Here is a 26178-nt window from a genome sequence, read left to right as displayed (position 1 = left end):
AAACAAATTTTGTGATACATTTTTTGTAAAATACTGTATATAGGTGAGTATTATGAAAAAAATAACTTTGCATAAAATAGTTTCAATTGTAATCTGCTTGAATGGTCTTTATTTAATGATAACTAGCCTGGATTACGGTTTACTCGGTATCCTTTTTTTAGCTATTGGAATATGGAGTGTTTTTACGTACTTTGGGAAAAGTAATGTGTGATTTAACATAATTGAGAATTTGTACCCATCTTTTTTATTCCAGTCTCCTCGTGGCATAATGTCCACAGAGGAGTTGGTCACGTGGAAAAGTCGTTTTACTATTCGGTGTCTTGGTCCGAAGTTGATTACTTGAAAGACACATTACAATCTATGGAGATACCGTTTGCTATCGAGCAGCCGTCAGATAAGTTGAAACTTGTTCCTGAAGATGTTGCTTTTGTTTTCCCTGATTGCATGTAAGGCTTTATCGTCATGAGCTGTTTGGCACCCATGGCCGCGCTTATCCTGGATGACCCTTTCTCTTCATAGTCTTATCAGTTGTAACATTCATGCCAATGATCCGCTCTTTTGGTCGAGGTTTAGGTAGCGAGTCAATCCAAGCGCGTTCCTCTTGATTCATTGTTCTGGTCATACACTCTCTTACCTCTGAGTGTCTGACTGTCTCTCTCCTTCTAGCTCTCAAATCAGTGCCGTATCTGCTTGGCGAACGACCTGATTTGTGTGTCGGTTGAAACTACACCCTTCTCATCCTCGTCAAGTCGAGCAACTGCGTCTCTGCTGTTTACAATCTCAAGGACAGCGCAAACGTCACGGGCCACAAACCAAGGTTCTCCATCCTTTACCACTACTCGAATCTGTTTATCTTGATAGTTAAAATCGTTTTGAAGTGCCTGCATTGTATATTCCTCCCCCTAACTTCCCGTTGTCCTTGAACTTCTCATGCGATCCAGCATTCCCATCAGTTTCGGGTCATACCGTAACAAGCACGGTGATTCCCGTGACTGGAAAGCCCCTGCCCTTTCTTGCTCTATTTGCCACTGAACAGATGCCGGGAGACTATCTACTCTTACTTTGGTATCTCGAATAGGAACAACCTTTTGCGTAATCCCAAGCCTTGCCTTTTTCTAATACATATCGCATTACCCAAGCCAACATATCCTTCTGTAACCCGTCATCGAAATAGCTATGTAGTAACTGTATGATGGTTGGATTTGGGTAAGTTGAAATAATGCTTGTATTGATCAATTGCGCTATTGAAAACATGCAGGTCCCTTTCACCGACGTACGAGATTGGCGTGTAAAACAGAAAAATCGCTCAGAGGATCAACTATCCCTTGAGCGATTTTTCGTATCTTAACGATATAAAATGATTGATTCCGATTTTTTCAGCTCTCTTTAAAGGGACAGGCTTCCGATCGTATTCTTGGAACCCTAATTTCTGATATAGCTTCATAGCGGGAATATTCGTATCCGCTACCTCTTCGATGGGGAATTGTTCATACGGGGTATTTTCCATAATATGACGGGGAATCACCATCGCAGCTCCCTGCCCTCTGAATTCTGGAGCCGTTCCGACGAAATCTATGGTGCATTTCACGGGAGAAGGATCTTCCAGGGGAGCTTCAAATTCTTTTTTCAAAAAGAGTCCGGCGAGGGTGCCTTTATAGAGTCCCAGGTGCTTTCGTAGCTCTTTTTGATTGAGCTTTACCGAAGAGACAGTGCCATCCGTGCATGCAGCAATACCAGCAACTTTGCGATCATCCGTTACCGCTACATAAGATAGAGGGTGAAGGCATCGTGAAGTTGTTTTTCGCATCATTTTCATCATAGCTAGGCCATGGAGTGTTGAATAGAAAAAGACGGCCATTTCATCCGGGTCCCCCGAACAGAATTCGCCAAGCTCCTGCCCTCTTTTAATAAGCTGGGCTGTAGTGTGAAACAACTTGTCGCTAAGGCGAGCTACCTCGCTTTGCTTGACGCTCGTTCCTCCCCCCGCTAGAAACGATTGCGCCATCAGTATCAGCAAATTCGCAAACTCTTCGCCTGTCGTCATGTCGTTGTGAATTTCTTTCACAAACTGATCCATCGCTTGTTTGGGTGAAATCTCCGACTCGAAAAAATCGATGTTTTTCTGCAATCCTGCAAGCGCGTAATCCTGATGCTAGCCGTATCCGCAATGTCCTGGACATTCGTAGACCCGAATCCTTTTTGAACGAATAGCTGCATGGCTGCCGATTGTATTTTCTGTTTTGAAATACAATCTTTTACAGTTCGGTACATGCAAAAAAACGGCATCTCTGCCGTTTTTCATTGCCCCTCTATTCTTCAATCTAGTCCTTTGCAGTGTTCAGCTCAGCTTCGATCTTAGAGTTTTTCGAAGACTCGTCCATGCGCCAGTAAACGAGGAGGCTTATGGCAATACAAGCTGCTACATAGTAATAGAAGAGAGACTCGTTCCCGATGCTTTTGAACCATAGCGCGATGAACTCCGCTGTTCCTCCAAAGATCGCGACGGTCACCCCATATGGAAAGCCTACGCCCAGAGCGCGAATGGCGGTAGGAAACATCTCGGCTTTCACGATCGCGTTGATGGACGTATAGCCGGTAACAATGATAAGACCGGACAGCATCAGCAAGAAAGCGACATATGGGCTAGTGGTTTGTTCCAGGAGCAAAAACATCGGTACGGTCCACAACGTTCCAAGCACACCGAAACCAATCAGTAACGGGCGCCGTCCAATTCGGTCGGACAGCATACCGGCAAGCGGCTGCAAGATGACGAATACGAGCAATGCGGTAAAGTTAATCCAGCTGACTACTTCTTTCGGCATTCCTACCGTAATCACCATGAATTTTTGCAAATAGGTCGTATAGGTGTTAAAGGCGATAGTTCCCCCGAGCGTAAGGCCGACGACTGCCAGCACCGCCTTCGGATGCTTCATCAGCTCCCGCAGCGTACCCGCCTTCTCCTTGTTTTTCGACTCCATTTTGGTATACTGCTCCGATTCATCCATACTGCGGCGCAGCCACAACACGGCTACTGCTCCAAATGCTCCGATGATGAAAGGAATTCGCCAGCCCCAAGCCATCATGGCTTCTTCCGGAAGTATTTGCTGCAGAATAATTTGCACACCCAATGCCAACAATTGTCCACTGATCAGCGTGACGTACTGGAAGCTAGAATAGAACCCTCGGCGACCACTCGCAGCCATCTCGGACAGGTACGTTGCAGATGTTCCGTATTCCCCGCCAAGCGAAAGACCTTGGAGCAGGCGGGCAAGAACGAGAATAATAGGCGCAAACACGCCGATGGTTTCATAGTTTGGTGTTACTGCAATCACCAGAGAACCACCTGCCATGATGGTAACAGACAGCGTCAACGCGGCACGGCGTCCATGACGGTCAGCGTATCGGCCCAGAAGCAAGCTCCCGATCGGTCTCATTAAAAATCCGATAGCAAAAACAGCTGCAGTATTCAGCAACTGGCTGGTAGCGTCGCCTTTTGGAAAAAATTGAGACGAGAAGTACACTGCAAAAGCTGCATATACATACCAGTCGTACCATTCAATCAGATTCCCCAGTGAACCTTTAAAGATGTTGCTTGTGATGCGCCGCGTATCTGCACGATCACTTGATGACGTCATTGCTGCCCCCTCCTTATGATTGACCCGAATCCATTTACAATTGGGATAGTTTAACCGCTTTCAATTGAAACAATACCTTTTCTCAAGAATGATGGGGGCATTGTTTGCTTTGAAAGGGGTTACATATTTACCCGGATGGATTCTCGAAGAACTGTTTTTATTCTAAGTTATTTGTTTTGATAGAATCTATTGAATACTTCCGAATATGCAAAAACGGCATCTGAACTGCCGAAAAACCCAGTTGAGTTACATTGATTTTTCGACTGGATCGGGCTACCCTTTTCCATAGGGAGGCGACTGTTATGACAATCACTATGCTTCTGGGACTACTTGAAAACATTTCTGTAATCGCAGTCATCGCCCTTATCATCGGCCAACTGGATTACTTTCGGAACATCGTGTACGGGAAAAATAATTGGATGCGGATCGTGATCCTCTCTACTCTGTTCGGGTTCCTGTCGATAATCGGAACGGAGAACGGGCTACGGGTCGATGATGCACTTGCCAATACGCGCATTGTCGGTGCCGTCGCGGGCGGGTTGATCGGGGGGCCTGTCGTCGGTTTTTTTGCCGGCCTTATCGGAGGTATTCATCGCTATTCGCTAGGGGGATTTACCGCATTCGCCTGTGCCATCTCGACCGTCATGAACGGCTACTTGGCCGGGATCGTCAGTACGAAAATGAATATGCTGCGACTGAAATGGCAGCATATCGTACTGATTGGCGTTGCAGCCGAGCTCATTCAAAAAGTTTTGGTGCTTCTCATGGCCAAGCCTTTTTCTGCGGCACTCGAATTGGAAGTAAAAATCGCGATCCCGACTACCATTATGACCATTGCAGGACTGCTGCTCTTCACACGCGTTTTCCAAAATCTCAAAATGATGCAAGACCAGTCCGGCGCATTGGGGGCAGACCTGGCCTTGTCGATAGCAAGCCAGACGTTGCCTCATCTGCGGACGGGACTAAATGAACATTCTGCGAAAAAAACCGCTGAAATGATCCGTGAAATGGCCAGAGTGGATGCAGTCGCTATTACCGACCGCGAGAAGCTGCTCAGTGTAAAAGGCCATGAACTGGAGAAACATTTGCAGAAAGAAACGCTGTGCGCACAAGTAGCGGAGGCTGTTTTGACCCACCCTACAGGGGTATGGTGCGACAAAGATTTTGCTCTTCCGCGTCCGCCTCGCCTAAAATCGATCAGCGCCGCATCGTTGTATCATCAAAACCAGAAAATCGGGACGTTGCAATTTTACTATAAAAACTCTTCCTCCAAGACGTCCCAGACCAACGAGAAGTTAGTGGACGGCCTGGCTAAACTGCTGTCGGTCCAAATCGAACTGGCGGAGATCGAGCATCAAGCGAAAATGCGAAAGCAGGCCGAAGTGAGCGCCCTGCAAGCACAAATCAACCCGCATTTCCTGTTCAACACCTTGGGGACGATTATGTCCTATTGTCGTACAGACCCTGATCAGGCGAGAAACTTGATCGGTCATTTAAGTGACATCTTCAGGCGCAATTTGAAAAGCAAGGGAAATCATCACAGTTTGCAGGAAGAACTAGACGGAATCAAGTCGTATTTGGAAATCGAGAAGGTCAGATTTAGCAACCGATTAAAGGTGAACATGGAGATCGACGAATCTCTGCTGGAGCGCAAATTGCCTGTCCTGACTTTGCAGCCGATCGTGGAAAATGCCATTCACCATGGACTTTTTCCAAAAATTAGCGATTGTCTACTCACGATTCGAGTGGAACCGTACGACCATGAAGTGAAGATCAGCATTGAAGACAATGGAGTTGGAATCAGTGAAGAGCGTTTGGCCGATATCTGGAACAGCCAATCGAAAGGGATCGGCCTTGTCAATGTCCATTCACGACTTCGATCCATTTATGGCAAAAAATATGGCCTCACGATTCAAAGCAAGCCTGGTTTGGGAACCGTCGTATCCTTTGTCGCTCCGCTATCCGAATATGAAAAGGATGTGCATCCAGATGCTACTGAAGACGATCATCATTGATGACGAGCCAGCCATTTGTTCCGAATTGGAATATTTGCTGAAAAAATATATTGATATCCAGGTGGACGCAATCTATACCAATCCGCTGGAAGCATTGCCCCATATTCTCAATTCCGAGCCTGATTTGCTTATGCTTGATATTCAAATGCCTGGGATGAATGGGCTTGAATTTGCCAAAACATTGAGTCAGATGTCCAATCCCCCAATGATCGTTTTTTCGACTGCCTATCATGAACACGCTCTGGAGGCTTTTTCCACGCTGGCTGTGGGGTATTTGACCAAACCGATCATGGAATCGAAATTGGACGATGTGATTCAAAAAGTGAGGACACTAAGGAACAGGTCAGCCACGAACGACCGCACGGCGACGGTTCCCCCGCTGGAAGAGCATGTCTGTATCCGGAAGACCAACAAGATCATCCCGATCCCTGTAGGGCAGATTTACTTTGCGTTTGTACGGGAGAAAGATTTATATGTTGCGACAAAAGAGAGTATCGACAAGTGCGACTTGTCCTTAAACGAGCTGGAGGAGATTTTGAACCGGTCTCGCTCTTTCTTTAGAAGCCATCGAAATTATATTTTAAACGTAAAGCATATTAAAGAAATCATTCCGTGGTTTAACAACACGTACTTGATCAAGATGAACGACGATAGTCAGACGGATATTCCTGTAAGCAGAGGGAAGATAAAAGCGTTTCGCGGTTTGATGAATCTGTGAGTTTGGGGAAAGAAGAATGAATGGAGCGGGGAGAGAGTATCTTTTCGTTCCGTTTTTTCTGAGAAGCGCGGCATATTACAAAAAGAAAAAACGGCATCTCTGCCGTTTCTGTAGTTACTTGTATGGCGGGGCATAGCGGTATAAATGAATCTCAGTTGATCCTCTTATTCCGTAATGATTGATAAGCGTCCAATTTGATTACACTCTTCAGCAAACCAAACATCGCCCTTGGGACATACTGCGATTCCATGTGGCTCAGCATTCTTTGTTGGTATCGCATACTCAATTATAGTTCCTTCGGTTGTAATTCGTCCGATTTGGTTTCCGCCCCATTCCGTGAACCAAAGATCCCCCATCGTCCCGGACGTGATGGCATGAGGACGAGCGTTCGGCGTCGGGATATCAAATTCGCTGATCTCGCCCGAGGACGTAATTCGCCCGATTTTATTGCCCATTATTTGAACAAACCATAATGCTCCGTCGGGTCCGCTCGTTATGCCAACCGGCCCAGAGTTAGGTGTGGGTATTGGATATTCGGTCATTTCACCTTCGATAGTGATTCTCCCAATCGTATTGCTCAGATTCTGTGTAAACCATAATGCCCCGTCCGAACCTGGAGTGATAAAAGAGGGGAACGACTGGAGATTAGACAATTCAAATTCGGTGATCTCCCCTGATTTTGTTATTCTTCCAATCTTGCCGCTTTTCATTTCTGTAAACCAAATGGCACCATCAGGGCCTTCCACTATGCCAAAAGGTGCCGATTCCGCCGATGGGAGTTCAAATTCAGTAATGTGGCCGATCGACGTCATTTTCCCGATTTTATTGGCGTTATATTCCGTAAACCATAAGTCGCCGTTCCGATCTGAAATGATAGACATCACTCCCGCCCCCGGTGTCGGAAGAAGAAATGATTTAATTTCGCCAGTGTCTGTGATTCGTCCGATTCGATTTCCCTTCTGTTCTGTAAACCACAAGGCGCCGTCTTTTCCGGCTGTTATTCCGTATGGTCCTGAATCTTGCTTAGATAGCGCATACTCTTGTATGTTGATCTTCAAGAATGTTTCCCTCCCATAAAAGAATCAGTGTTGCCGCTTCTCACTCCTTGAGTTGCCGAATCCCTTGGACGATCTGCTCCTTGACGCTCTCCCTTAACGTATACAAGACTGGTGCGGAGGGGATATCAAACTTCAAATGAGAGTGGGGAATATCTGTCAATAAAGTTCCAATCGGTTGACCTTCCTTATTACGGATAACGTTCCAAAATACGCGAGATCTGTTGTCTTCCGTGCCCCATTTTTCAAGGGAGTTTCGAAAAATCAAGTTTTTGCCGATGACAAAATCATCCTCCCTGAGAGCCTCCGATACGACGAATCCAGCGTCTTCCAGCCTTTCAAACACGGCAGGCATCAGTTGATCCAAAAAAAGACCGTAAGCTGCATCCTCGATTTCAAGAAAAGCAGCCGTCAATTGTTCATGCATCGACTCGTACAAGACCCTCCATTCCGAAGCAAGAAATCGGTTGCCTTCCGCACCGATTTCTTCGATTTTCATGTCCATCTGGAAAGCTGGCAATTGTTTACTCATCTTCATTCGCCTCCCTTTTCTTAATTCCCTTTTATTGTATAACATGCAAGCAAATTAGAAGGTTAAGCAAAAAAATGATGAGGAAAACAGCGAATATCTCCAGAATACCTTATAGGCTTTTTAATGTTTAAGAATGATGTGCTGAAATCCCCTGAGAATGACTATGCGATGTTTGAACATATTGTTTACTTACACGGTTACCTTCTTGTGTCCACAGCCAAAATTCCGTTCGCAAAATTCACATAAAAAAGACGCTTGAATATCCAAGCGTCTTACGGTAGTTCTTATGGTGGAGCATAGCGGGATCGAACCGCTGACCTCTACACTGCCAGTGAGTCTAGTACGATTTTTTGTTAGTTTTGATGAGATGTCCTAAGTTGCTGTAAGCGTTGATACAATTAGCTTTCTAAAGTTCAATACTTATTATGAGTTTTTTGCATTTGAGTGAGTTTTAATCAGTTGGCACACAAGTAGCACACAAAAAACAGGATGTTACTCTCTTATTAACTGGTGCAACGTCTTCCCATCATCCCGTTTCCATTCTATCCATCCATTAGAACTTCTCGCTAAAACTACATCGGCTGCTGAGCTAGGCGAACTGAAAATATGATCTTGGTCAAATACATACACATTACCTTTTTGCACTAACACTCCAGCATCCAATAACCTTTTTCTAAGGCTTTTTGAAGCACCACTTGCCGATGAAGATTCGTTGAAATTTGCGGTTGAACCTTTGAATACCACAAACCCTTCATCGGTATATTCTCCAGTAGCTAATGCGTCTTTTCCTTTACAGAACAATAGCTCTTTCTGTTTAACCCGAGTAATGTCTTCAAAGACTGGAAAACCAAGTGTAGCCAACAGTATTTTGATTGACTCAAAATCATCTAATAAGTCCGCTTCCATTGATTCCGTAATATATGATTTTGTTGGAATCGTCGAATTTTCTAGCTCATACCGTCCAATCTCTTTTGCCTGGGTGTAGCAAAACCATTCAAGGAATTTAATGTGTGATTTCGTCAAGGAGTTGGTCTTGGAAGTAACTATTGCACAAGTATTCCAAAAGTCTTTTGCTTTGTTATGTTGCTTTATCCTATGATAACAGTCTTCTGCCTCACCTACATAAACCAAGGGGCGTCCAGAAACTTCAGATTCTCCAAAGAGAAAATACACACCCACATCATTCACTTCTGGTCTATTACCAACTACATCCATTTTATTCCTCGGAAAGGAAATAATCTTCATCACCCTACTGGTAAATTCTGCAATTCGAATACTACGTGGAGATCCGTCTGGAAGAAAAATTTGAATGGTTTTTGCTGTGTTTATCCTGTCCATATTATCCACCTTTGGCTACCTAATGGCTAAAGATTGCATTACAACTGTTAATGATATAATGAAGTTTTATCCTGCAACTAAATTCCAATTAATATAAGTGTAACTTATTAACAGCAAAACTTAAATCTGCAATTCAGTCATGCCGTCTTGTTTTACTTGTGGCTTATCAGTTTTAATTAAAGTAAGATGATGACTAGCAAATGGAGAGATACGATGCAAGATGTGCCAGGCCGAAAAAATGTGACATTACCATTTAGCTTCCGGAACCGTCCTAAAGGTATACCTAGTAAACTATGTCATCCAAGTGAGATCGTTTTCACTGGAAGAAGTTTTTTCTTCCTGAATCAAATATTAAGTCCATAATTTTCGGTCTATATAATTTCGTTGCTGCTTACCAACACCGTGATAAGGATATTAATCCCATGCCATTCATATATGTGGATCGTTTATCAGCAATGTAGCCTTTGATATTTTAAAATTTAGCAAACGAATTAAAAGAGTGGTCAAAAAAGTATAATTTGTTTGTCGATTGGATTTTAGATACTGTCTGCATTCTTTTATCTCTGGCATCGAGATGACCTTGTCCCCGAAGACCAGATCCTTGTGTATGTTGGAGATAGGGAATTAAGTATAAGGAAAATTGCCAATATAATTGTGGATATACAATTCAAGTTACATAACCGCGGACATCTATAGTTCCTCACCCTGATTTCAAAAGACAAAAGAATTTCTGATGCCTTCCAAGAACTGGTATACCAAGAAGGCGGTTTTCATCCGTTTTCAAAAAGAAGATACTGACTTCATGCAAAAACATTACTATATCTTGAACTAGGGTATTAAAGACCAAGTGACGCAACAACAAATAATAGCAGAGCAATACTATATTAACTTAGATGATGCTGACCGCATTATCCGGCGCGAAGCAAACAACCCTGGCAAGAATAATTGACTTCCAAAGAAGAACGCTGGAAGGCCAAGAACTAAGGAACACTCTAAATTCTCCACAATTAAAGGAAAGCGTGGTAGACCACATAAAAAGCGTCTTGAATAGAAATTAGGGGCATTAACCAATTACCTTAAAGCGCAATTTTGCTTTATGGTTTTTTTCTGCAATCAGTGAATTTCTATTGTCCTATTGCGGATTTTTTTCCGTTGTACAATGTTATCAGAAGTTATACGAACGTTAGATGAAAGGAATGAAGCTCATGAAAAAACTATTAACGGGGTACCAACACTTGGTTAGTGCAATTATTCTTAGGAAGAGATGAATCTAGCAAACGTAAGTATTACAACAAAATCATTCATGGGACAAAGAAAGATCCGCAAAATTATCTCAATAGTGTTTTTTCGAGAAAAGGACCTTAGGTCTTTGGTTGAGCCAAGCAAGATGACGGTTAACCAATACTTAAGTTATTGGCTAGAGGTTTCGGCGAAGGAAAAGTTACGGGAAAGAACATATTCAAGTTACGTTGAAACATTGAGGCTATACGTTCAACCACACCTTGGTCAGAAAGGTATTAGTAAGTTATCTCCTCTTGATATACAAACGCTTTACTCAGTGCTACAAAAAAACGGATTTTTTGCCAGGACCATCAAACGAGTTTATGCTGTGCTCTTATCCGCTCTTAGGCAAGATCAGGATGGAAAATGATACCAAGAAGATTTTCATCAGAGTACCTAAGAATAGAGCGTTTACTGCTGAAGAAGCAAAACAATTCTTAGACGCTGCAGTTTTTGATAAATGGAATTGTCTATTCATACTTTTGCTAACCACTGGACTTCGCCCTGGTGAGGCATTAGGTCTGAAGTGGACTTACCTCGTTGATTTAATTTACAAATTCAACGAACTCTCGTTAGAAATGGAAAGGGATGGTCGCTGGAGGAACCCAAAACTTCCAGAAGTCGAGAGTTTTACCAATTCCTAAGACTGCTCTTCACATCCTCCAACACATAAAATTGAGCAAACGAAAAAGCAACTCAAGGAAGCAGATTATAATAATTTAGGTTTCATCTTCGCAGCTAATAACGGTCAACCTCTTAATGAGCGAAACATTGTTAACCGATACTTTAAGCCGCTCCTAAAGAAAGCTGGATTACCCGAAAGTTTCCGACTTTACGATTTGCGATACTCTTGTGAAACTCTTTTTTTGGCGGCAGGAGAAAATCTTGAGATTGTGGCTGAAAGGGCTCGTCAGTGTAACACTTACCCTTGACCCTTATACCCATGTGTTACCACATAATGCAACACAAGGCTACAGAGAAGTTGGAGAAAATACTTTTCTAACCATTGCATCATATTAAACTAAACAAATCTGCGAACTGATGACCTCCCCCCTGTCAAGGTGCAACAGTGCTTTCGACACTAATCAGATTTAAAAAGAAGAAAAACAAAGAGACCTCATTCGAAGTCCCTTTGTACTACTTGTTATTCTTCCTTTGTACTGGTAGATGAAATACCTAATAAAGTTGCGTTTATTTCATCCTTAGCAGTTTCACGTAGCTCTTTAGCAATTTGACGTTTCCTAGCTGCTGTCTCACGGGCGCTAGCAATTTTTGAAAGAAGTTTGACTTGTATCTCTTTTGGTAAGATGGGTATTGGTAATTCCTCCAGGAAATCTGCTGGTACTCGTTGTTGCCCAGCGGAACCAATAAAATATCGTGTTGCAGCTTTACGGACTTCTGGCAATCTTAGTATCAACCACACATATTCTGGTAACAATTCAAATGTAGCTTTTATTCGAACTACATGAAATTCTGTAGAACCAAAACCTACCCCATTAATGAGTGAGCTCGCTACTGCACTTTTCCCATTTTGCATACATGGTGTAATTTTAGCCCACAAGATATCCTCATTTTGAAACTTAGTGTAACCTTGAGAAACTTCCCCATACGTCTTAACACTAGGAGTCACAATTTCTCCTGAATAATCCGAGACAGCTTCCATTGGTACAAAAGTGACCTCCGCATCATTACTGAGTGAAGATAATGATAATCCAGGATTAACTTCCGCAACCTCTGAAAGTGGGCGAATTGGAAAAAGAGAACTTGTTAACAATGTACTTAACGACCATTTCTGACGGTTAAAAGCAACTCCCCATCTACCTAAATCATTAAAAGACATCGCAAAAGTGCGTGGCCTTGAATTAAGATCAGCAATAACGATCCCTGATTCTTTCAAAAACCAGCGTAGTGCATTATTCTCTATTGTCTCCGCTTCATATTGAGCTAAATCAGCTTCAGCATTTAATGACTGCCAGCGGGCAACAATCTTTTCTTGTTGAGAACGAGTACAAGGTGGTACTGGTATGTCCATCATATTCTGTGCATATAATCGTTGCTTTACTGCTCCTACTCGATGTACTTGCACTAATTCATTGAAAAATGGCATTTTAATTAGAATTTCAACAAACTCGGGGAACCATTCATTATCCTTTAGACGCCAAACTTGATACTCGGGACTTGTCAAAGCTTCAGATTCCACTTCTGGAACGCGCCCAATTGAACCAACGTTAACCCTGGTTGGGTTATGGAAAAACCAGTCTTTTTTAATACGTTTATATGACGAGTTAAATTGTTCTCCTCGCTGCCAATGACTAAAGAAAACCCCACTCTGGTTGTTTACACCATAAACCGGCCATTCTTTTTCAGGTTCCTCAAATGGTCGAACTATCTCCGTACACTCTTCCACAAATTCACCAAATGGAACGAAGTCCGGATGCTGCTCACGAAAGGATGCGGCAATTGCAGTTTTATGATCCCAGCGTGCCAAATTACTAAACCAGGCCGCAGTGCCCCCACTACCAATTGATACAGAGTAGGGGCTTAGACGAAAAAAGGCTTTGGATCGATTCGGAATTGCTCGTATAATTCCAAAGCCGTCTTTTCCACATCGGTTGGGACATGTTCATTTGGATACAGTTCATTATCATCGATTTCGCCTGTAGCTGTTAGGCCAACTTTTTCAGCATCATATAAGAATACTGGATAATCAAAGCGTTGCTTAAGCAATTGACGGGTTTCCTGTGATTTTAGTACATTAATGCGTTTTTCATAAGCAAGAAATTCACGTTTTAAGCTTTTCTGTCTTTCAGAATCCTTATTAGCTTTGGCCGTGGCGATTTCATCATATACTCGTTTTTTCTTTTCTTCCAAAACTAGTTGATATTTAACTTTTATTTCTTCTTTCGCCTGGCTCAATATCTTGTTAAACTTTTCATTTTCTTCAGAAGTGAATTTTTGCAAAAAGAGTAATGAGCACTTCACACTTGCACCACTGGACAAGAATGTTTCCGCTGGTAGACTGATCACTGCTAATAATTTAGCCCGATCTTCAACGAACTCCCTAACATAGGCAAGTGAAGGATTATTAAATATGCCTTCTGGTAATACGATACCCAATTGTCCACCTGGCTTCAATAAATCCAAGCACCGTTCAATGAAGAGGATTTCGGTTTTAACTTTACTTAATTTTCCTTTATCCTTTTTTGACAACTCGAACAAGTCTGCAATCGGTTTCCCAATACTTGCCTTTAGTTTCGCTCGAGATTGTTTATAATCTTCGCCGTAACGTTGCTCATATAAGCGCTCAATATCCCATGGGATATCGACATCTTCTTCTCTAATTCGATCGGTCGGCTCTACGTTAGAGCCAAAAGGCGGATTAGTGAAAATAACGTCGAAGCGACCCTCAAAAATTCCATTTATATTTAAAAATCCATCGTGATGATGGACACCCCCGTGACCATCCCCGTGCATTATCATGTTCATCTTGCTAGTCCGAGCCATTCGATCGTTTGCATCAGTACCGTAAATACTCCGATTAGCTAATTTCCACATGCGAGAGCCTTCTAAATTTTGATCCAATTCACGTTGTAGTTCTTCATATTTATCACGAAGCAAGGATGCTTTTGTTGCATCATCCAAATCAATACGCGAATCTGTAGTATTTTTAAATTCTTCATACTGACGGTCAATATCTGCATAAATTTGTTGGCGCACTATTTCAAAGAATCGTATAAGAAATCCGCCAGATCCAGAAGCCGGATCACAAACGACTTGACCTTCCCTTGGTTCTAACATTTTAACAATGAACTCCACAACCGGTCTTGGTGTAAAGAATTGACCTATTTCACCTCGGAAGGTACGTCCAAGGAAACGTTCAAATGCTATCCCTTTAATATCTTCAGATGTATCTGAAAGATTATAACGCTCGAGTTCCTTCACAATCGCCGACGCGGTATCATGTTTAAGATTCACCTTTTCATCTATTTGAAATATCTTATCAGCACGATATTCTGACTTTGTTTGTTGGAACAACACATTAATCGGGTCATCGTGAAGTGTTCTTTGCTCTTCTAAAAGCTCAGTTGTAAATAAGTTCTTTCGTTGCTTACCTTGTTTTAGTCGTCTTTCAACACCTGTCTTAATAAACAAAATTTTTGCAATTTCATCAAATGCAGCAGCAGGATCTTTTTTCTCGCGATTCCGTATAATGTTATGACATCTGTGAAGGAGATCCGCAAATTCATCCTCACGAAATACTTTTAAGCGTTCGAGTATAGCCGCAATATCTTTTTCACTTGCATTTGCATGAGGTATGGACTCAATTTCTTCTAAGTAACCAGGCACCTTATCCTTTCGCACCCTCCAATAACGAGTTTCACGATGATTGTGAGTTACGAAGAAAGGTGCTTCACACAGACGAGCATATAATTCGCCTTGAATATAATCCATTACAGATATGTTGATATTGTCAGATTTATACTCCACAACCATTAACGGCGTATTCTTAGCATGTTTATCTTCTTTACTACGCCAGACAACATGGTCGGCTCTGGCCTGTGCACTTCCACGACCTGTAAGATTCTCTTCTTCTGCGATTTGGTCAATTTTGTATCCATATTCATTTACTAAAATACATAAATACTCTTGACGAACTCTTTCCTCCGGGGTTTCAAATAACCATATTTTACGCACATGGCTCCATATTTGTCCGTTATCATTACGGATAATTTGTATTGGACTTTCACTTGGCATTTGTAATACTCCAATCAAGCTATATTTGCCATTCTAGGCGTTTAATTAGATTGCAACTAAGTAATATTATACGACAAAAAACGTTTTTTGGGCTCTACTGTTACGAAATTCCAAATATCGCTTACTTGCTAAGCTGTTGCTGGGCACTTGCAAATAATTCCTAACGAATAAGAATATTTCCAAAGTAACCACCTCATTCACAAGCCTCTGCCAACTTGTTCAAGCACCTTAATAAATAGTGGTGATAGCTAAATCAGAATATACCCCAGACCCGCATTTTGAATCATGCTCCAAGCTTTGTCTGAGTTACCAAAAATAAAGAAGAGACATTCACCAATTATAACGATTGAATTGACTGGTAGGGATACAGCCACCAAGATTTGTACAATAGGCTCGAAAGCCTAGGCGAGAACATTCAACGTTGTACCAACAACGATTTTTGAGGCTACTACTGTAGCGTTACCAGCTGCACTGGCAAATGAAGCAGGGGCCAAAGCCAAAAGGATCATGTAACCAGCTCTCACATGAACATCAGTAAGCTTTTTCCCTCATGCTTTTTCTTCGTTGGACTATTCCACGTCCCATCCATAAAATCCCGAAACTTTATGGTTTGAACTTTCGGCATTTAAAACAACTCCTTCACTTGCTGTCATCAATCAAATAGTCTTGCACAGGCAGACCATCGCACATTTCTGTAAATCGCTTCATTCTGATTTTGTTGACAGCGACTGTGGAGTGTAGGGAAGTACATAAACTACTTTGGAATTGATCCGTCTTCATGAACTCTTTATAACGTTCAATCTTCAACTTGTTCTCAGACAACGTTTGCGTGTTATCTACTTCAAGGAAATGGTACTTTTTGTCCTTCATAAAAATCGCATCCGACGCAACCATAACTTTTTCGTCAATGGTTACCTTCATCTCATTCTTCCAGTAGTAAGGGGAACGCGATGTGAAAGAAGAAATCATTACGCATGAGCGTATGTGTTGTCTGCAGCTTTCCTTTAACTTGTTTTTTTGGAGCCGATCATCTCCCTCCCCGATTTGCCCAAATAATTAACTGTGTCATAGCGCTCATCTCGAAAGCTGTTTAAATTTCCCTTCATCTTCTATAAGACTCTTTGTGCGTTCCTGTCGCAACCAAGGCAATGAAGTCGCTTAATATGCGATCTACTCAAGAAACTGAATCTTTCCAGGCTGTGGAGGATTTTTTCTTGTCTTTCTATCCTGTTGACCTTGGCTATCATCGATCTTCTCCTTTCTTAATTTGATAATAAGATGAGGACTTTTCGCCGTTTGGATCCTTTTGGCTTCAATCATCGGAGTTTGAACAATTTGCCTTTTATCTGCTGGCTGGTTAATTGCCCTCCCCCTTATTTCTGGAAGCTCCTCTGCTCCTTTTTCATCGAGTACGACTCGTGAAGCGGTACTATTTTGAACTCAAAAACAAAGCTTCGCATTGCTATTTTGTTTACTTGACCTGGAATAACATCGCCAGTTGTGGGTACTGGGTAGCTAATATTTGCCGGTAGCCAAGACCAGCTCCCAACCGAGCGATCTGACTCATGTATATTGGGCACCGTTCCTTTAGTTCTTTCTCTGCTTTGGTACACAAAATTAAAAAGGCCACCTTTTCAGGTGACCTCTCAAAGTTCGATAGACCTAGTCGTATCAATGCTTTAAGTATGGTGGAGCATAGCGGGATCGAACCGCTGACCTCTACACTGCCAGTGTAGCGCTCTCCCAGCTGAGCTAATGCCCCATATGTATGTACTTCCAGCGTTTACCGCCTCAGTAAAATCAGTATAGCATACGCCCGCCGTACACTGCAAGCGAAAAAACCTGATAAATCCCCGTCCCTGCTGAAAAAACCAAAGAAAAAGCCAACCGATCCCAACCGGTTGGCTTCCCTCTTATTCCCTATCAATCTACTATCTTACCGTCACCACAATCGGTGTCTTCTTCCCACCATATTGCACATAAATCGTCGCTTTACCCGATCCTGTCGCCTTGATCACACCGTCTTTCACATCGGCTACCAACAGACGAGAAGTGGTCCAGAGAGCTGGCATGGAGACATCTTGCTCAGAGCCATCTGCATACGTAGCGATGGCACTTACTTTCTTCACTTCGCCTTTGCTCATCACGAGCTGTACGACATCTGTCTTCAAGTATTTCAGCGTATCGACATCGACGGGGATAGATACGCTCTTATCGTTGTATCTGGCTGTAACCGTCGTTTTTCCGTAGGCACGTCCTGAAACGAGGCCTTTGGTTACGTCAGCTACCTTGTAGTTGCTTGTCTTCCAATCAGCCAGATTGGTCACATCCATGGTGCGGCCATCGGAGAAAGTAGCTGTCAAGGTTACTTGTACGTTGCTGTTCGACTTCGTAGATACAAAGCGCTTGTTTGCTTCCAGCTTGCTCACGATTCCGACTTCTACCGGGATGCTGATCGATTTGCCGCCGTATTTCGCGGTGATCGTCGCACGTCCGTTTGAGAGACCTGTTACGCGGCCGTTTACCACATCCGCTACCTTAATCGAGGACGAGGACCATTCTGCATCGTTGGTCACATTGTCCGAACTGCCAGCGGAGTCTGTTGCGTTCAGCTTGATCTCTTTTGATTCATTGACGTTCAAGATCAGCATGCGAGGATCAACGGAGAGGTTGGTCGCTTGGTCTACTTCTACTGCAATCGTAACCGACTTGCCGTCGAAGGTACCCGTTACGGTCGTTTTCCCTGCTCCTGTCGCAGTGATCTTTCCGTTCATTACTTCTGCAACAGCAGCAGAAGCCGTGCTCCATGTCGCTGTATCTGTTACATCCTTGTTCGTTCCATCTGCGTAAGCTGCTGTCAGCTTAACGGTTTCGGACTTGCCATTGCCAAGCACGATCTTTTTCTTGTCTACCGTCAATGTCTGCATGACACCAACCGATACGGAAATATTCACTGTGCGTGTTCCGTATGTAGCTGTTACGGTTGCTGCACCTGTTGATACACCCGTGATCAAGCCTTGACGCACGCTTGCTACGTTAGGTGCACTGGATGACCAAACGACTTTTTGTGTGACATCTTCAGCAGAGCCTCCATCTGGATACGAAGCCTTTACCGTCACTTGCTTTGCGCCACCCACTGGGATCGCTACTGTCGTGATATCTGCGGTCAAGTTTTGCGGTACATCTACATCGACAACCAGTGTCGCTGTTTTTCCGCCGTACTTAGCAGTTACATTCGCCGTTCCAGCCTTGTAGGCGGATACGGTCTTGCCACTTGCAAATACGACATCTGCATTGTCCGAAGACCACTCTACTTTTGAAGTGACATCTTCACTTTTACCGTTTGCGAAGGACGCGTTTACAGTTACGTCTTTCTTATCCCCGCTTTTCATCGTCAGAAAAGCTGGAACGATATACAAGGAACGAGGTACTTCTACATCTACGCGTACCTGAACGGATTTGTTTCCGTATTTCGCAGTAATAACCGCTTCACCGGACTTCACCGCATGGATTTTCCCGTTGCTGTAGTACGCAACGTCCTCGCGATCGGAGGACCATTCTGCCTTATCGTTCACCACTGTGGAACCGCCACCGTTGGCATAGGTTGCTTTCAGCTCGATGTCTTCTTCCTTACCCACATTCATGAAAATGTTTTGCTTGTTGAGCTCCAATTTTTGCGTTGTATCTACATCGACCTTGATCGTCGCTGTTTTTGTTCCGTACTTCGCAGTAATCGTCGCTGTACCTGCTCCATAAGCCTTGATGTTTCCTTTGAGCGCATCGGCTACAGCTGTATTGTCTGAAGACCATTCTGCCTTGTCAGCAACGTCTTCCGTTACACTTCCATCCGGGAAGATGGCCTTGAGCTTGATTTTTTCTTCGCCGTTCAGCAAAAGTGACACTTGGTTTTTGCTAGGCTCCAGTCTGTGTGCAATCTCTACATTGACAGAGATCGTCGTCGTCTGGCTCCCAAACTTCGCTGTCACGGTACCTGATCCTGAATTCAGACCTTTGATTGCCCCGTTTACTACTGTCGCAATCGCAGGATTATCGATGGACCAGTCTGCTTGAGTCGTTACGTCTTCGGTTGTCCCATCGCTGTATACAGCTGTCAGCTTAACGTTTTCTGTGTTGCCGATCCGTACGTTCAACGTTTGATCTTCTGTCGTCAGTGCCTTTACCTTTTTGGTTACAGTCACACCCACTACGACAGGCTTACCCATGTAAGTAGCTGTAATGGTAGATTTCCCTACCGATTTGGCTGTGATCTGTCCGGCATAAACAGATGCGATATTCGCATCCTGTGTCGTCCATTCTGTCTTGACGGTGACGTCTTCCGTTTTTCCGCTCACATAAATAGCGGTAGCCGTCAGTTTAGTAGAATCTCCATTTTCCAATGTTACCTCGTTCTTGGACAGAACGAGTCGGCTGATTTCATCGGCAGCCAATCCTACCCCTGCGTTTCCAGTCCCCACTAATAGCAGGACGGCCAGAAACAAGAGCATCGTTTTTTTCCAGAACATCAACTAGCCTCCCTCGCAAGTATGAAATTTGCTGTTCTTCGAAACCATTCCACCATTACTATATCGGCAAAGAGCAAGAAACAATTTACTAGTTTTTCGTGTCAGGCATGTGTCAAACTTTGTAACTAGACTCCATTTCAAACGTCTAAAGTTAAGAGAGCGACTATGAGGGAGATTTCAAAGAATGAAAAATCAAACAAAAAGCGTACAGCGTCCTTCCTGGCGTGGTATTTTGATAGGATTGGAGATTATCGTGCTGCTCGGTCTGATATGGTCAGGCTACAACTGGTATCGCATTGAACAGATGATTGCGGGGGCCAACGCCCGGCACGCAACTGTCGGCATTGTCCTCGGTGCAGCTGTCTGGGGTGAGGGACCTAGTCCTGGTCTGCGTGAACGTCTCGAGCAGGCAGTGACCTTGTATGAAGAAGGCTATGTATCAAAGCTGTTGGTCACAGGCGGCCTCGGTGAAGGTAAAACGATCACGGAAGCTGCTGTGAGCAGAAATTACTTGGTTGCCAAAGGAATTCCCGAAGAGGACATTTTGCTGGAGAGCAAGTCTACCAGCACATACGAAAACCTGCTGTACGGCCAGCAGGTCTTGGAGGAACATGATATACAAGACGCCCTGATCATCAGCCACGACTATCATTTGGCCCGGGCAATGGTCATGGCCGATTCACTGGGAATTGTCGCCTCTCCTGTAGGGACGACGTCACACGTCCTGTTTGGACCGTACCATAAGGCGAGAGAAGTACTCGCCCTCACGCATTGGGAGCTCTCTCGCCTCTGGAATCAAGTGCTAGGTACGGTGGTTCTCGCGTAAAATTTCATACACATCGACAAAATGGCGGATTCGCTCCATGATGCGAGCCGCTTTTGTTTGTTCGATCCGATTTCCATTGGAGATAGACAAATGCTCTTGCAGTTCAGTCAATGCGTAGTTGGAAGTAAACAGCGTTGGCAAATGGTTGTTTGCCCGCTGATTCAATATAACCCCCAAAATCTCGTCCCGCACCCATGGCGTCAGGTTCTCCGCACCGATATCATCGAGGATCAGTACAGGTACTTCTTTCAGCAGCTCCAGCTTCCCCGCGTAAGATTGATCCGAGATGGAATCCTTCATCTCCCGGATAAAGTCCGGCACATAAACCAGCAAGGAAGCGACGTTACGCTCAGAGAGCTCGCGACCAATTGCACCCATGATATAGCTTTTTCCAACGCCAAACGGACCGTGCAGATAAAGCCCTTTTACCCGCTCGCCTGTTCCGACTTTTTCACAGAACTGAATCGCGGCATCTACGGTAGCCAGATTCCCGGAATCAATGACCAAGCCTTCGAAGCTCGCGTTCAAGGTCTCTTCGGAAACGTAGTAGCTGCGCATCAGTCGGCGGCGGCGAATCTCTTCCTCGTGCGACAGTTGCTTGGAACAGGGCGTAATCGAGCTGATAATATGATGATGAGCCAGCTCCAAATGAGTGCTATGCCCCTTGACCAAATTCGGGCATTCGCCAAGACCCGGACAACGCTCACACCAATACTGCTCCTTGACTGCCGTATAGATGTTGGAGAGCGAGCGAAGGTAATCGTCCCTGCTCAATTCGGGATGCTCTTGTTGAAATGCTTTTAAATACGCGGACGAACGGAACATTTTATCTAACTGCTGATCCGGTGTCAGCAACTGACGCGGTGTTCGTTTGGCGAGCTCTTGCATGAACTCACTGATAGATTCCACGTTCCCTCACACTCCTTATTTCCGTTTTCGCAAGGTTTCCAGTCTTTTCTGCAAGTCTGGAAAATCCTGAATGGACTGTTTCTTTTCAGCGTCCGATGCGGTTTTCTCCTGTGACAGCTGCCACTCGACAGATGCCGGCAGCTTGTCCTGCAAGATGGCTCGACCATTCCGTCTGACAGGGGCAGATTCCTTCTTGCTCGTTTTTGCCTTCTCGGCTGTTTGTGCCCGTTGATCCGCACGTTCGAGGATCTGCTTGACTGCCTCGTCGACTGTTGCGATCCGCTTGGCTTTCCAGCTGTCACGAATCGTCTCCATGTACGCTTTTGGCAGCTCCATTTGCATGCTCGCTAGCGTATGAAGCAGCAGCGCATTGACGACATCTGGCTGCATCCCATCTGCAAATACAAGCGTTTCTGCCCGTTCCAAAAACACCTTGCTGATTCTGCCACCAACGACCTTTTCCAACAAGGTCACCGGAGATAGCTGGCGACAAGCACGGATAAAGGCTTCACTGCCAGGCTCAGGCAAGCGACCAGGTCCCCAGCCATCCTCTGCCGTGTCAGTTGCGGGCGCCGTTCGGTACAGCTTGTCTTCCGTATAGCGTTGTACCAAACGCTTGCGTAAAACTTCTCCGTCCAGACTCCGATCCGACTTGTACAGCGTCCAATCACGCAGCTCCTGCCCCATCCCCCAGCTGTCTAGCTGATAGAAATGGCAAAGCGAGAACAACAGCTCCATGCTCTTGCCTTCCAAAACTTTGGCCGAGTCGGCATTATCCGGCAAGTACAGGCGCAAGGATGATACACTCAGCGAATGGTTGACTTGTGCCTCGTAGCCAGATTTCATTTGCGCTTGCGGGAAATTGGTGTCCATCTCGGTTAAAAACTGATCCCGCTCCGATCCTTTTTTCACTTCCAGCTCCGATGGTTTCAACGACTGGAAAACATCATGGAAGTCTTTCGTAACGTTTTCCACAATGGAGTATTCTTGATCCAACTGACTGCCAAGCGTATCTGCATAATGCTGGCGCAGTTGCGAATAGCGAACGTTTTCGATTTTGTTTAACAACATCAACGACAATACATAGTCTGCAAAAAACTCTGCCGGACTGAGCGGCGGTTTGATCAAGTACTCGTAAAAATAGTCACGCTGCTGATTTTCCCTGCGGCGCACCTCGACTAGGCCGATTGCCTCCAGGCGTTCACGCGCATCCAATAGCCGATCCAGAGAAAGCGAAGTCGTCAGCATCAAACTGCGATGGGTCCCCTCTGAGGAGGCTCCGCTCACCTCCTGCACGCCATGGACGAGCAGTTGGTAGAGAGCGTACGATTCGACACCGATGATCGGCAAATAAAGCTGCGTAACAAAGCCCATTTCGGCGAAGCCAATCGGTCTTGCCATCCGCACCAGATAACGATCCTTCGGCAACAACTCGTTCCAAACTAAACGACGCATCAGATCTTTCCTTCCTGACAAAATTCGATTCTTTTATTATAGCACGACTACCCATTCATTCGCGGAAAAATCAGCTGGAAAGCCAAAGAAGCCCTGGCGGATCGGCCGCAAGAGCGTGGGAGAGAAGTTGCGAGTCTAGCATCAAAAAGCTTATCTATTCTTTTGGAAACGAGCTATTGCGTGCTTGAGCCAAAAGCTCCTCCAGCTCTTTCATAAATACATTGATATCTTTGAATTGGCGGTATACAGAGGCGAAACGTACATAGGCTACCTCATCGACATGGTATAAACGCTCCATGACCTTCTCCCCAACGTCATTGCTCGGGATCTCTGCTTGCCCGCAGCTGCGCAATTCTTTTTCAATGTCGTTCACTACATTTTCAAGCACTTCCAATGGTACGGGACGCTTTTCGCAAGCACGAACCAGCCCGCGCAATATCTTGTCTCGACTGAATTCTTCGCGCGTTCCTTCCTTTTTCACAATTAACAAAGGGGTTTCTTCTACCATTTCAAAGGTAGTAAAACGGCGCTCGCAGGCTTCGCATTCACGGCGACGACGAATGGATTTATTATGATTGAAAGGACGTGAATCCAGGACTCTAGTCCCATTATATTCGCAAAATGGACAACGCATATCAGAATCAACTCCAATACTGACAATACTTGTCTACAGTGTCCCTCATCTTCCCGTCATAAGTCAAGTCAATCCTTGTACCTATTTAAAGCATAAGTCGAATGGAGTACAATTATGGTACTGTTGGAGGGATAGTCATGCGTTTAGTATCTTTAAGGCACATACAGCCTGGAATGAAATTGGGACGTACGGTCTTCACAGAAGATGGAAAGGTGCTGCTTGGAACCGGTATGCAATTAACGGAACGACTCATTTCCGGATTAGAGCGAGCTGGTGTTGATTCGGTATATATCGATGATCCCCGTACCAATGACATCGTTGTGGAAGAAGTGATTCGCCCACAAACCAGGCAAGTAGCTGTGGAAGCTATCGAAAAGACGATCAAACAAATTACAAACTCAAACAAGCTGGCCCGGAAAATCTCCTTAAAAGAAATGGGCCTTCATTTTCAGCGTGCCTTTAGTTCGATTTTGGACGACCTGATGCAAAACAAGCAAATGGTTGGGCATTTGACAACGATCTCCACTCATTCGCCATCCTTGTACCATCATTCTGTGAATGTGGCTGTGCTGGCGACGGCTGTGGGCATGTCACTGGGCTACAATCGCACACAGCTCATAAACTTAGGCGTAGGTGCCATGCTACACGATATCGGCAAGGTAAACCTGCCAGAAGAGCTGTTGCTAAAAACAGAGCGTTGGACGGACGAAGAGAAGGAAATCGCCAAAGAGCATACGATGCTTGGCTTCAATTTGTTGCGAAAGCAGCATGACATCTCGCTTTTGTCCGCCCACGTCTGCCTACAGCACCATGAACGGCTAAATGGAAGTGGCTATCCACAGGGGTTATCTGGCAAGCAAATACACGAATTCGCACAAATCGTCGGCCTCTGTGATATCTATGACTCCTTGACTTCCCCACGTCCATGGCGCAAGCGGTACATGCCACAAGATGCTGTGGAATACCTGTTTGGAGCTGGCGGTACGCTGTTCGAGCATCATCTAGTAAATGCCTTTATCAAGCACATTGCCATCTTCCCGCTCGGAAGCAGCGTTGTTTTGAATACCGGAGAAGTCGGGGTAGTAAGTCGGGTTGATCCAGACTATTCGCATCGTCCTACTGTACGTGTGATAAGAGACGGCCGAGGAAACGACGTCCCTAGCCCTTATGACCTCGATCTCAAGACGAACATCCGTCTGTTTATTGTCGGCTTTGAAGATGATGATCTGTTTAACGTGAACTCATTAGAAGATTCTTCTTCCTCATCGTAACATACGAAGCAACGAAAAACCCCTTTGCTCGAAATTCGGCAAAGGGGTTTTGTTTATGCTGCTTATTTTACACCAACAGCAGCTGCTTCTTTAGTTACAACTTGATTGTGCTGCTCAGATACGTGGCGAACCAGGTCTACGACACGGCAGGAGTAGCCCCACTCGTTATCGTACCAAGCAATCACTTTCACTTGATTGTCTCCCATTACCATCGTAGACAGACCGTCGATGATCGAGGAGTGATCGTTGCCATTGAAATCGCTGGATACGAGCGGCTCGTCGCAGAACTCGAGGTAACCTTTCATGCTGCCTTCGCTCGCTTCACGCAGGACACGGTTTACTTCGTCCAATGTAACAGGCTTCTTCGTGTTGATCACCAAATCCACAACGGAAACGTTTGGAGTCGGTACGCGAAGTGAAAAACCATTCAGCTTGCCATTCAATTCTGGCAGAACCTTACCTACTGCACGAGCAGCTCCGGTAGTCGTTGGAATGATGGACTCGCTAGCTGCACGTGCACGACGAAGGTCTTTATGCGGATTGTCGAGATTCACCTGATCGTTAGTAAACGAGTGAATCGTAGTCATAAGACCTTGCTCGATTCCGAATGCTTCATTGAGAACTTTCGCCACTGGAGCGAGACAGTTGGTCGTGCAAGAAGCATTGGAGATAATGTGGTGGTTAGCATGGTCGTAGATGCCTTCGTTTACACCCATCACAATCGTTACGTCTTCTTCTTTTGCTGGTGCTGTAATGACAACCTTTTTCGCACCGCTTTGCAGGTGCTTGCCAGCGCCTTCACGATTGTTGAACTTGCCTGTAGCTTCTACTACGATCTCCACTCCGAGGTCGCCCCAAGGCAGTTTCAGCGGATCACGGTCAGACAATACGACCGTTGCTTTTCCGTCTACGATAATCTTGTTGTCTTGGACTTCTACTTTATTTTGCAGGCGTCCGTGAATCGTGTCATATTTCAACAAATGTGCAAGCGTCTCCGCTGGATAGCTGGCATTGATTGCAACGATTTCAATGTTGGGGTCCTGAATAGCGCGGCGGAATACCATGCGGCCAATACGTCCGAAACCATTAATACCGATTTTAATTGTCATATATAGAAACCCCTCTCGAATTGAGTTACGCTTATCTGATACTTTTATTATAATAAGTATGACACAATTATCAATGTGTTTTACTGAAAAATAAATATTTGGACGATTTACCCTACCCAAAA

General features: G+C 44.6%; 20 protein-coding genes and 1 tRNA gene. 5 read left to right on the top strand and 16 right to left on the bottom strand.

Annotated elements, in window-relative coordinates; translation table 11 throughout:
- Positions 1–674 precede the first annotated feature (674 nt).
- From C7R93_RS27350 to C7R93_RS27340, 4 genes are all read right to left on the bottom strand, one after another.
- Positions 675–887 carry a BRO-N domain-containing protein gene (locus C7R93_RS27350; protein ID WP_106841746.1) on the bottom strand — a complete coding sequence of 71 codons (213 nt, stop codon included), beginning with the start codon at positions 885–887 and terminating at the stop codon, positions 675–677.
- Between the two features lie 431 nt (positions 888–1318).
- Positions 1319–2128 carry a GNAT family N-acetyltransferase gene (locus tag C7R93_RS27345; protein WP_244191675.1) on the bottom strand — a complete coding sequence of 270 codons (810 nt, stop codon included), beginning with the start codon at positions 2126–2128 and terminating at the stop codon, positions 1319–1321.
- Complete coding sequence (locus tag C7R93_RS30825) at positions 2062–2217, bottom strand: TetR/AcrR family transcriptional regulator (RefSeq protein ID WP_244191677.1); 156 nt, start codon at positions 2215–2217, stop codon at positions 2062–2064. The genes C7R93_RS27345 and C7R93_RS30825 overlap by 67 nt, the downstream gene beginning before the upstream one ends.
- Positions 2218–2321: 104 nt before the next feature.
- A complete protein-coding gene (locus tag C7R93_RS27340) occupies positions 2322–3635 on the bottom strand; it encodes an MFS transporter (RefSeq protein ID WP_106841745.1) in 1314 nt (437 codons plus the stop codon).
- Positions 3636–3937: 302 nt separating this feature from the next.
- Here C7R93_RS27340 and C7R93_RS27335 point away from each other — a divergent pair, with 302 nt between their 5' ends.
- Positions 3938–5650 carry a LytS/YhcK type 5TM receptor domain-containing protein gene (locus tag C7R93_RS27335; protein ID WP_106841744.1) on the top strand — a complete coding sequence of 571 codons (1713 nt, stop codon included), beginning with the start codon at positions 3938–3940 and terminating at the stop codon, positions 5648–5650.
- The gene (locus C7R93_RS27330) at positions 5625–6368 is read left to right on the top strand and encodes a LytR/AlgR family response regulator transcription factor (RefSeq protein WP_106841743.1); all 744 of its coding nucleotides are present in this window, start codon (positions 5625–5627) and stop codon (positions 6366–6368) included. The genes C7R93_RS27335 and C7R93_RS27330 overlap by 26 nt, the downstream gene beginning before the upstream one ends.
- 164 nt (positions 6369–6532) lie before the next feature.
- On the opposite strand, the gene C7R93_RS27325 is transcribed toward C7R93_RS27330, so the two are convergent.
- From C7R93_RS27325 to C7R93_RS27315, 3 genes are all read right to left on the bottom strand, one after another.
- On the bottom strand, positions 6533–7426 hold the full coding sequence (locus C7R93_RS27325; RefSeq protein WP_106841742.1) for a Vgb family protein: 894 nt from the start codon (positions 7424–7426) through the stop codon (positions 6533–6535).
- 40 nt (positions 7427–7466) lie between these two features.
- On the bottom strand, positions 7467–7955 hold the full coding sequence (locus tag C7R93_RS27320) for a DUF6022 family protein (protein WP_106841741.1): 489 nt from the start codon (positions 7953–7955) through the stop codon (positions 7467–7469).
- Between the two features lie 492 nt (positions 7956–8447).
- Positions 8448–9293 carry a GIY-YIG nuclease family protein gene (locus C7R93_RS27315; RefSeq protein WP_106841740.1) on the bottom strand — a complete coding sequence of 282 codons (846 nt, stop codon included), beginning with the start codon at positions 9291–9293 and terminating at the stop codon, positions 8448–8450.
- 1264 nt (positions 9294–10557) lie between these two features.
- Between C7R93_RS27315 and C7R93_RS31185 the strand changes: the two genes are divergently transcribed.
- Positions 10558–10944, top strand: a complete 387-nt coding sequence (locus C7R93_RS31185) for a tyrosine-type recombinase/integrase (RefSeq protein WP_106841739.1) — start codon at positions 10558–10560, stop codon at positions 10942–10944.
- A gap of 774 nt (positions 10945–11718) precedes the next feature.
- Here the strand turns inward: C7R93_RS31185 and C7R93_RS27300 are convergent.
- The 5 genes from C7R93_RS27300 to C7R93_RS27280 form a co-directional block, all read right to left on the bottom strand.
- Positions 11719–13062, bottom strand: a complete 1344-nt coding sequence (locus C7R93_RS27300) for a restriction endonuclease subunit S (RefSeq protein WP_106841737.1) — start codon at positions 13060–13062, stop codon at positions 11719–11721.
- Between the two features lie 53 nt (positions 13063–13115).
- Positions 13116–15329: a type I restriction-modification system subunit M gene (locus tag C7R93_RS27295; protein ID WP_106841736.1), complete on the bottom strand. Its 2214-nt coding sequence runs from the start codon at positions 15327–15329 to the stop codon at positions 13116–13118.
- A gap of 639 nt (positions 15330–15968) precedes the next feature.
- Complete coding sequence (locus C7R93_RS27290) at positions 15969–16250, bottom strand: hypothetical protein (RefSeq protein WP_106841735.1); 282 nt, start codon at positions 16248–16250, stop codon at positions 15969–15971.
- Positions 16251–17015: 765 nt separating this feature from the next.
- A tRNA-Ala gene (locus C7R93_RS27285) sits at positions 17016–17091 on the bottom strand.
- A gap of 169 nt (positions 17092–17260) precedes the next feature.
- Positions 17261–19852, bottom strand: a complete 2592-nt coding sequence (locus C7R93_RS27280) for an Ig-like domain-containing protein (RefSeq protein ID WP_106841734.1) — start codon at positions 19850–19852, stop codon at positions 17261–17263.
- 184 nt (positions 19853–20036) lie between these two features.
- Here C7R93_RS27280 and C7R93_RS27275 point away from each other — a divergent pair, with 184 nt between their 5' ends.
- Positions 20037–20678, top strand: a complete 642-nt coding sequence (locus C7R93_RS27275; protein WP_106841733.1) for a YdcF family protein — start codon at positions 20037–20039, stop codon at positions 20676–20678.
- On the opposite strand, the gene dnaI is transcribed toward C7R93_RS27275, so the two are convergent.
- The 3 genes from dnaI to nrdR all read right to left on the bottom strand — a co-directional run bounded on the left by dnaI (position 20655) and on the right by nrdR (position 23676).
- Entirely contained in the window at positions 20655–21587 is a 933-nt protein-coding gene (dnaI, locus tag C7R93_RS27270; RefSeq protein ID WP_106841732.1) for a primosomal protein DnaI, read from the bottom strand. The genes C7R93_RS27275 and dnaI overlap by 24 nt on opposite strands.
- A gap of 15 nt (positions 21588–21602) precedes the next feature.
- A complete protein-coding gene (locus C7R93_RS27265) occupies positions 21603–23042 on the bottom strand; it encodes a replication initiation and membrane attachment family protein (protein ID WP_106841731.1) in 1440 nt (479 codons plus the stop codon).
- A 154-nt stretch (positions 23043–23196) separates the two neighbouring features.
- Entirely contained in the window at positions 23197–23676 is a 480-nt protein-coding gene (gene nrdR, locus C7R93_RS27260; RefSeq protein ID WP_106841730.1) for a transcriptional regulator NrdR, read from the bottom strand.
- A gap of 137 nt (positions 23677–23813) precedes the next feature.
- Here nrdR and C7R93_RS27255 point away from each other — a divergent pair, with 137 nt between their 5' ends.
- A complete protein-coding gene (locus C7R93_RS27255) occupies positions 23814–24947 on the top strand; it encodes an HD-GYP domain-containing protein (RefSeq protein ID WP_106841729.1) in 1134 nt (377 codons plus the stop codon).
- Positions 24948–25009: 62 nt separating this feature from the next.
- Here C7R93_RS27255 and C7R93_RS27250 read toward each other — a convergent pair whose 3' ends face one another.
- Positions 25010–26056 carry a glyceraldehyde-3-phosphate dehydrogenase gene (locus C7R93_RS27250; protein ID WP_106841728.1) on the bottom strand — a complete coding sequence of 349 codons (1047 nt, stop codon included), beginning with the start codon at positions 26054–26056 and terminating at the stop codon, positions 25010–25012.
- Positions 26057–26178 lie beyond the last annotated feature (122 nt).

This window comes from Brevibacillus fortis (genome assembly GCF_003013395.1).
Lineage (GTDB): Bacteria > Bacillota > Bacilli > Brevibacillales > Brevibacillaceae > Brevibacillus > Brevibacillus fortis.
The sequence above is the reverse complement of the archived record's forward strand: the minus strand, read 5'-3'. Positions and strand labels throughout refer to the sequence as shown.

Coding starts and splice junctions, on each gene's coding strand:
- C7R93_RS30825 (WP_244191677.1), bottom strand. CDS start 2,217: ATGCAGCTATTCGTTCAAAAAGGATTCGGGTCTACGAATGTCCAGGAC.
- C7R93_RS27315 (WP_106841740.1), bottom strand. CDS start 9,293: ATGGACAGGATAAACACAGCAAAAACCATTCAAATTTTTCTTCCAGAC.
- C7R93_RS27295 (WP_106841736.1), bottom strand. CDS start 15,329: ATGCCAAGTGAAAGTCCAATACAAATTATCCGTAATGATAACGGACAA.
- C7R93_RS27255 (WP_106841729.1), top strand. CDS start 23,814: ATGCGTTTAGTATCTTTAAGGCACATACAGCCTGGAATGAAATTGGGA.
- C7R93_RS27335 (WP_106841744.1), top strand. CDS start 3,938: ATGACAATCACTATGCTTCTGGGACTACTTGAAAACATTTCTGTAATC.
- C7R93_RS27290 (WP_106841735.1), bottom strand. CDS start 16,250: ATGAAGGTAACCATTGACGAAAAAGTTATGGTTGCGTCGGATGCGATT.
- C7R93_RS27340 (WP_106841745.1), bottom strand. CDS start 3,635: ATGACGTCATCAAGTGATCGTGCAGATACGCGGCGCATCACAAGCAAC.
- C7R93_RS31185 (WP_106841739.1), top strand. CDS start 10,558: ATGAATCTAGCAAACGTAAGTATTACAACAAAATCATTCATGGGACAA.
- C7R93_RS27265 (WP_106841731.1), bottom strand. CDS start 23,042: ATGCGTCGTTTAGTTTGGAACGAGTTGTTGCCGAAGGATCGTTATCTG.
- C7R93_RS27330 (WP_106841743.1), top strand. CDS start 5,625: ATGCTACTGAAGACGATCATCATTGATGACGAGCCAGCCATTTGTTCC.
- C7R93_RS27275 (WP_106841733.1), top strand. CDS start 20,037: ATGAAAAATCAAACAAAAAGCGTACAGCGTCCTTCCTGGCGTGGTATT.
- C7R93_RS27250 (WP_106841728.1), bottom strand. CDS start 26,056: ATGACAATTAAAATCGGTATTAATGGTTTCGGACGTATTGGCCGCATG.
- C7R93_RS27350 (WP_106841746.1), bottom strand. CDS start 887: ATGCAGGCACTTCAAAACGATTTTAACTATCAAGATAAACAGATTCGA.
- C7R93_RS27280 (WP_106841734.1), bottom strand. CDS start 19,852: ATGTTCTGGAAAAAAACGATGCTCTTGTTTCTGGCCGTCCTGCTATTA.
- nrdR (WP_106841730.1), bottom strand. CDS start 23,676: ATGCGTTGTCCATTTTGCGAATATAATGGGACTAGAGTCCTGGATTCA.
- C7R93_RS27320 (WP_106841741.1), bottom strand. CDS start 7,955: ATGAGTAAACAATTGCCAGCTTTCCAGATGGACATGAAAATCGAAGAA.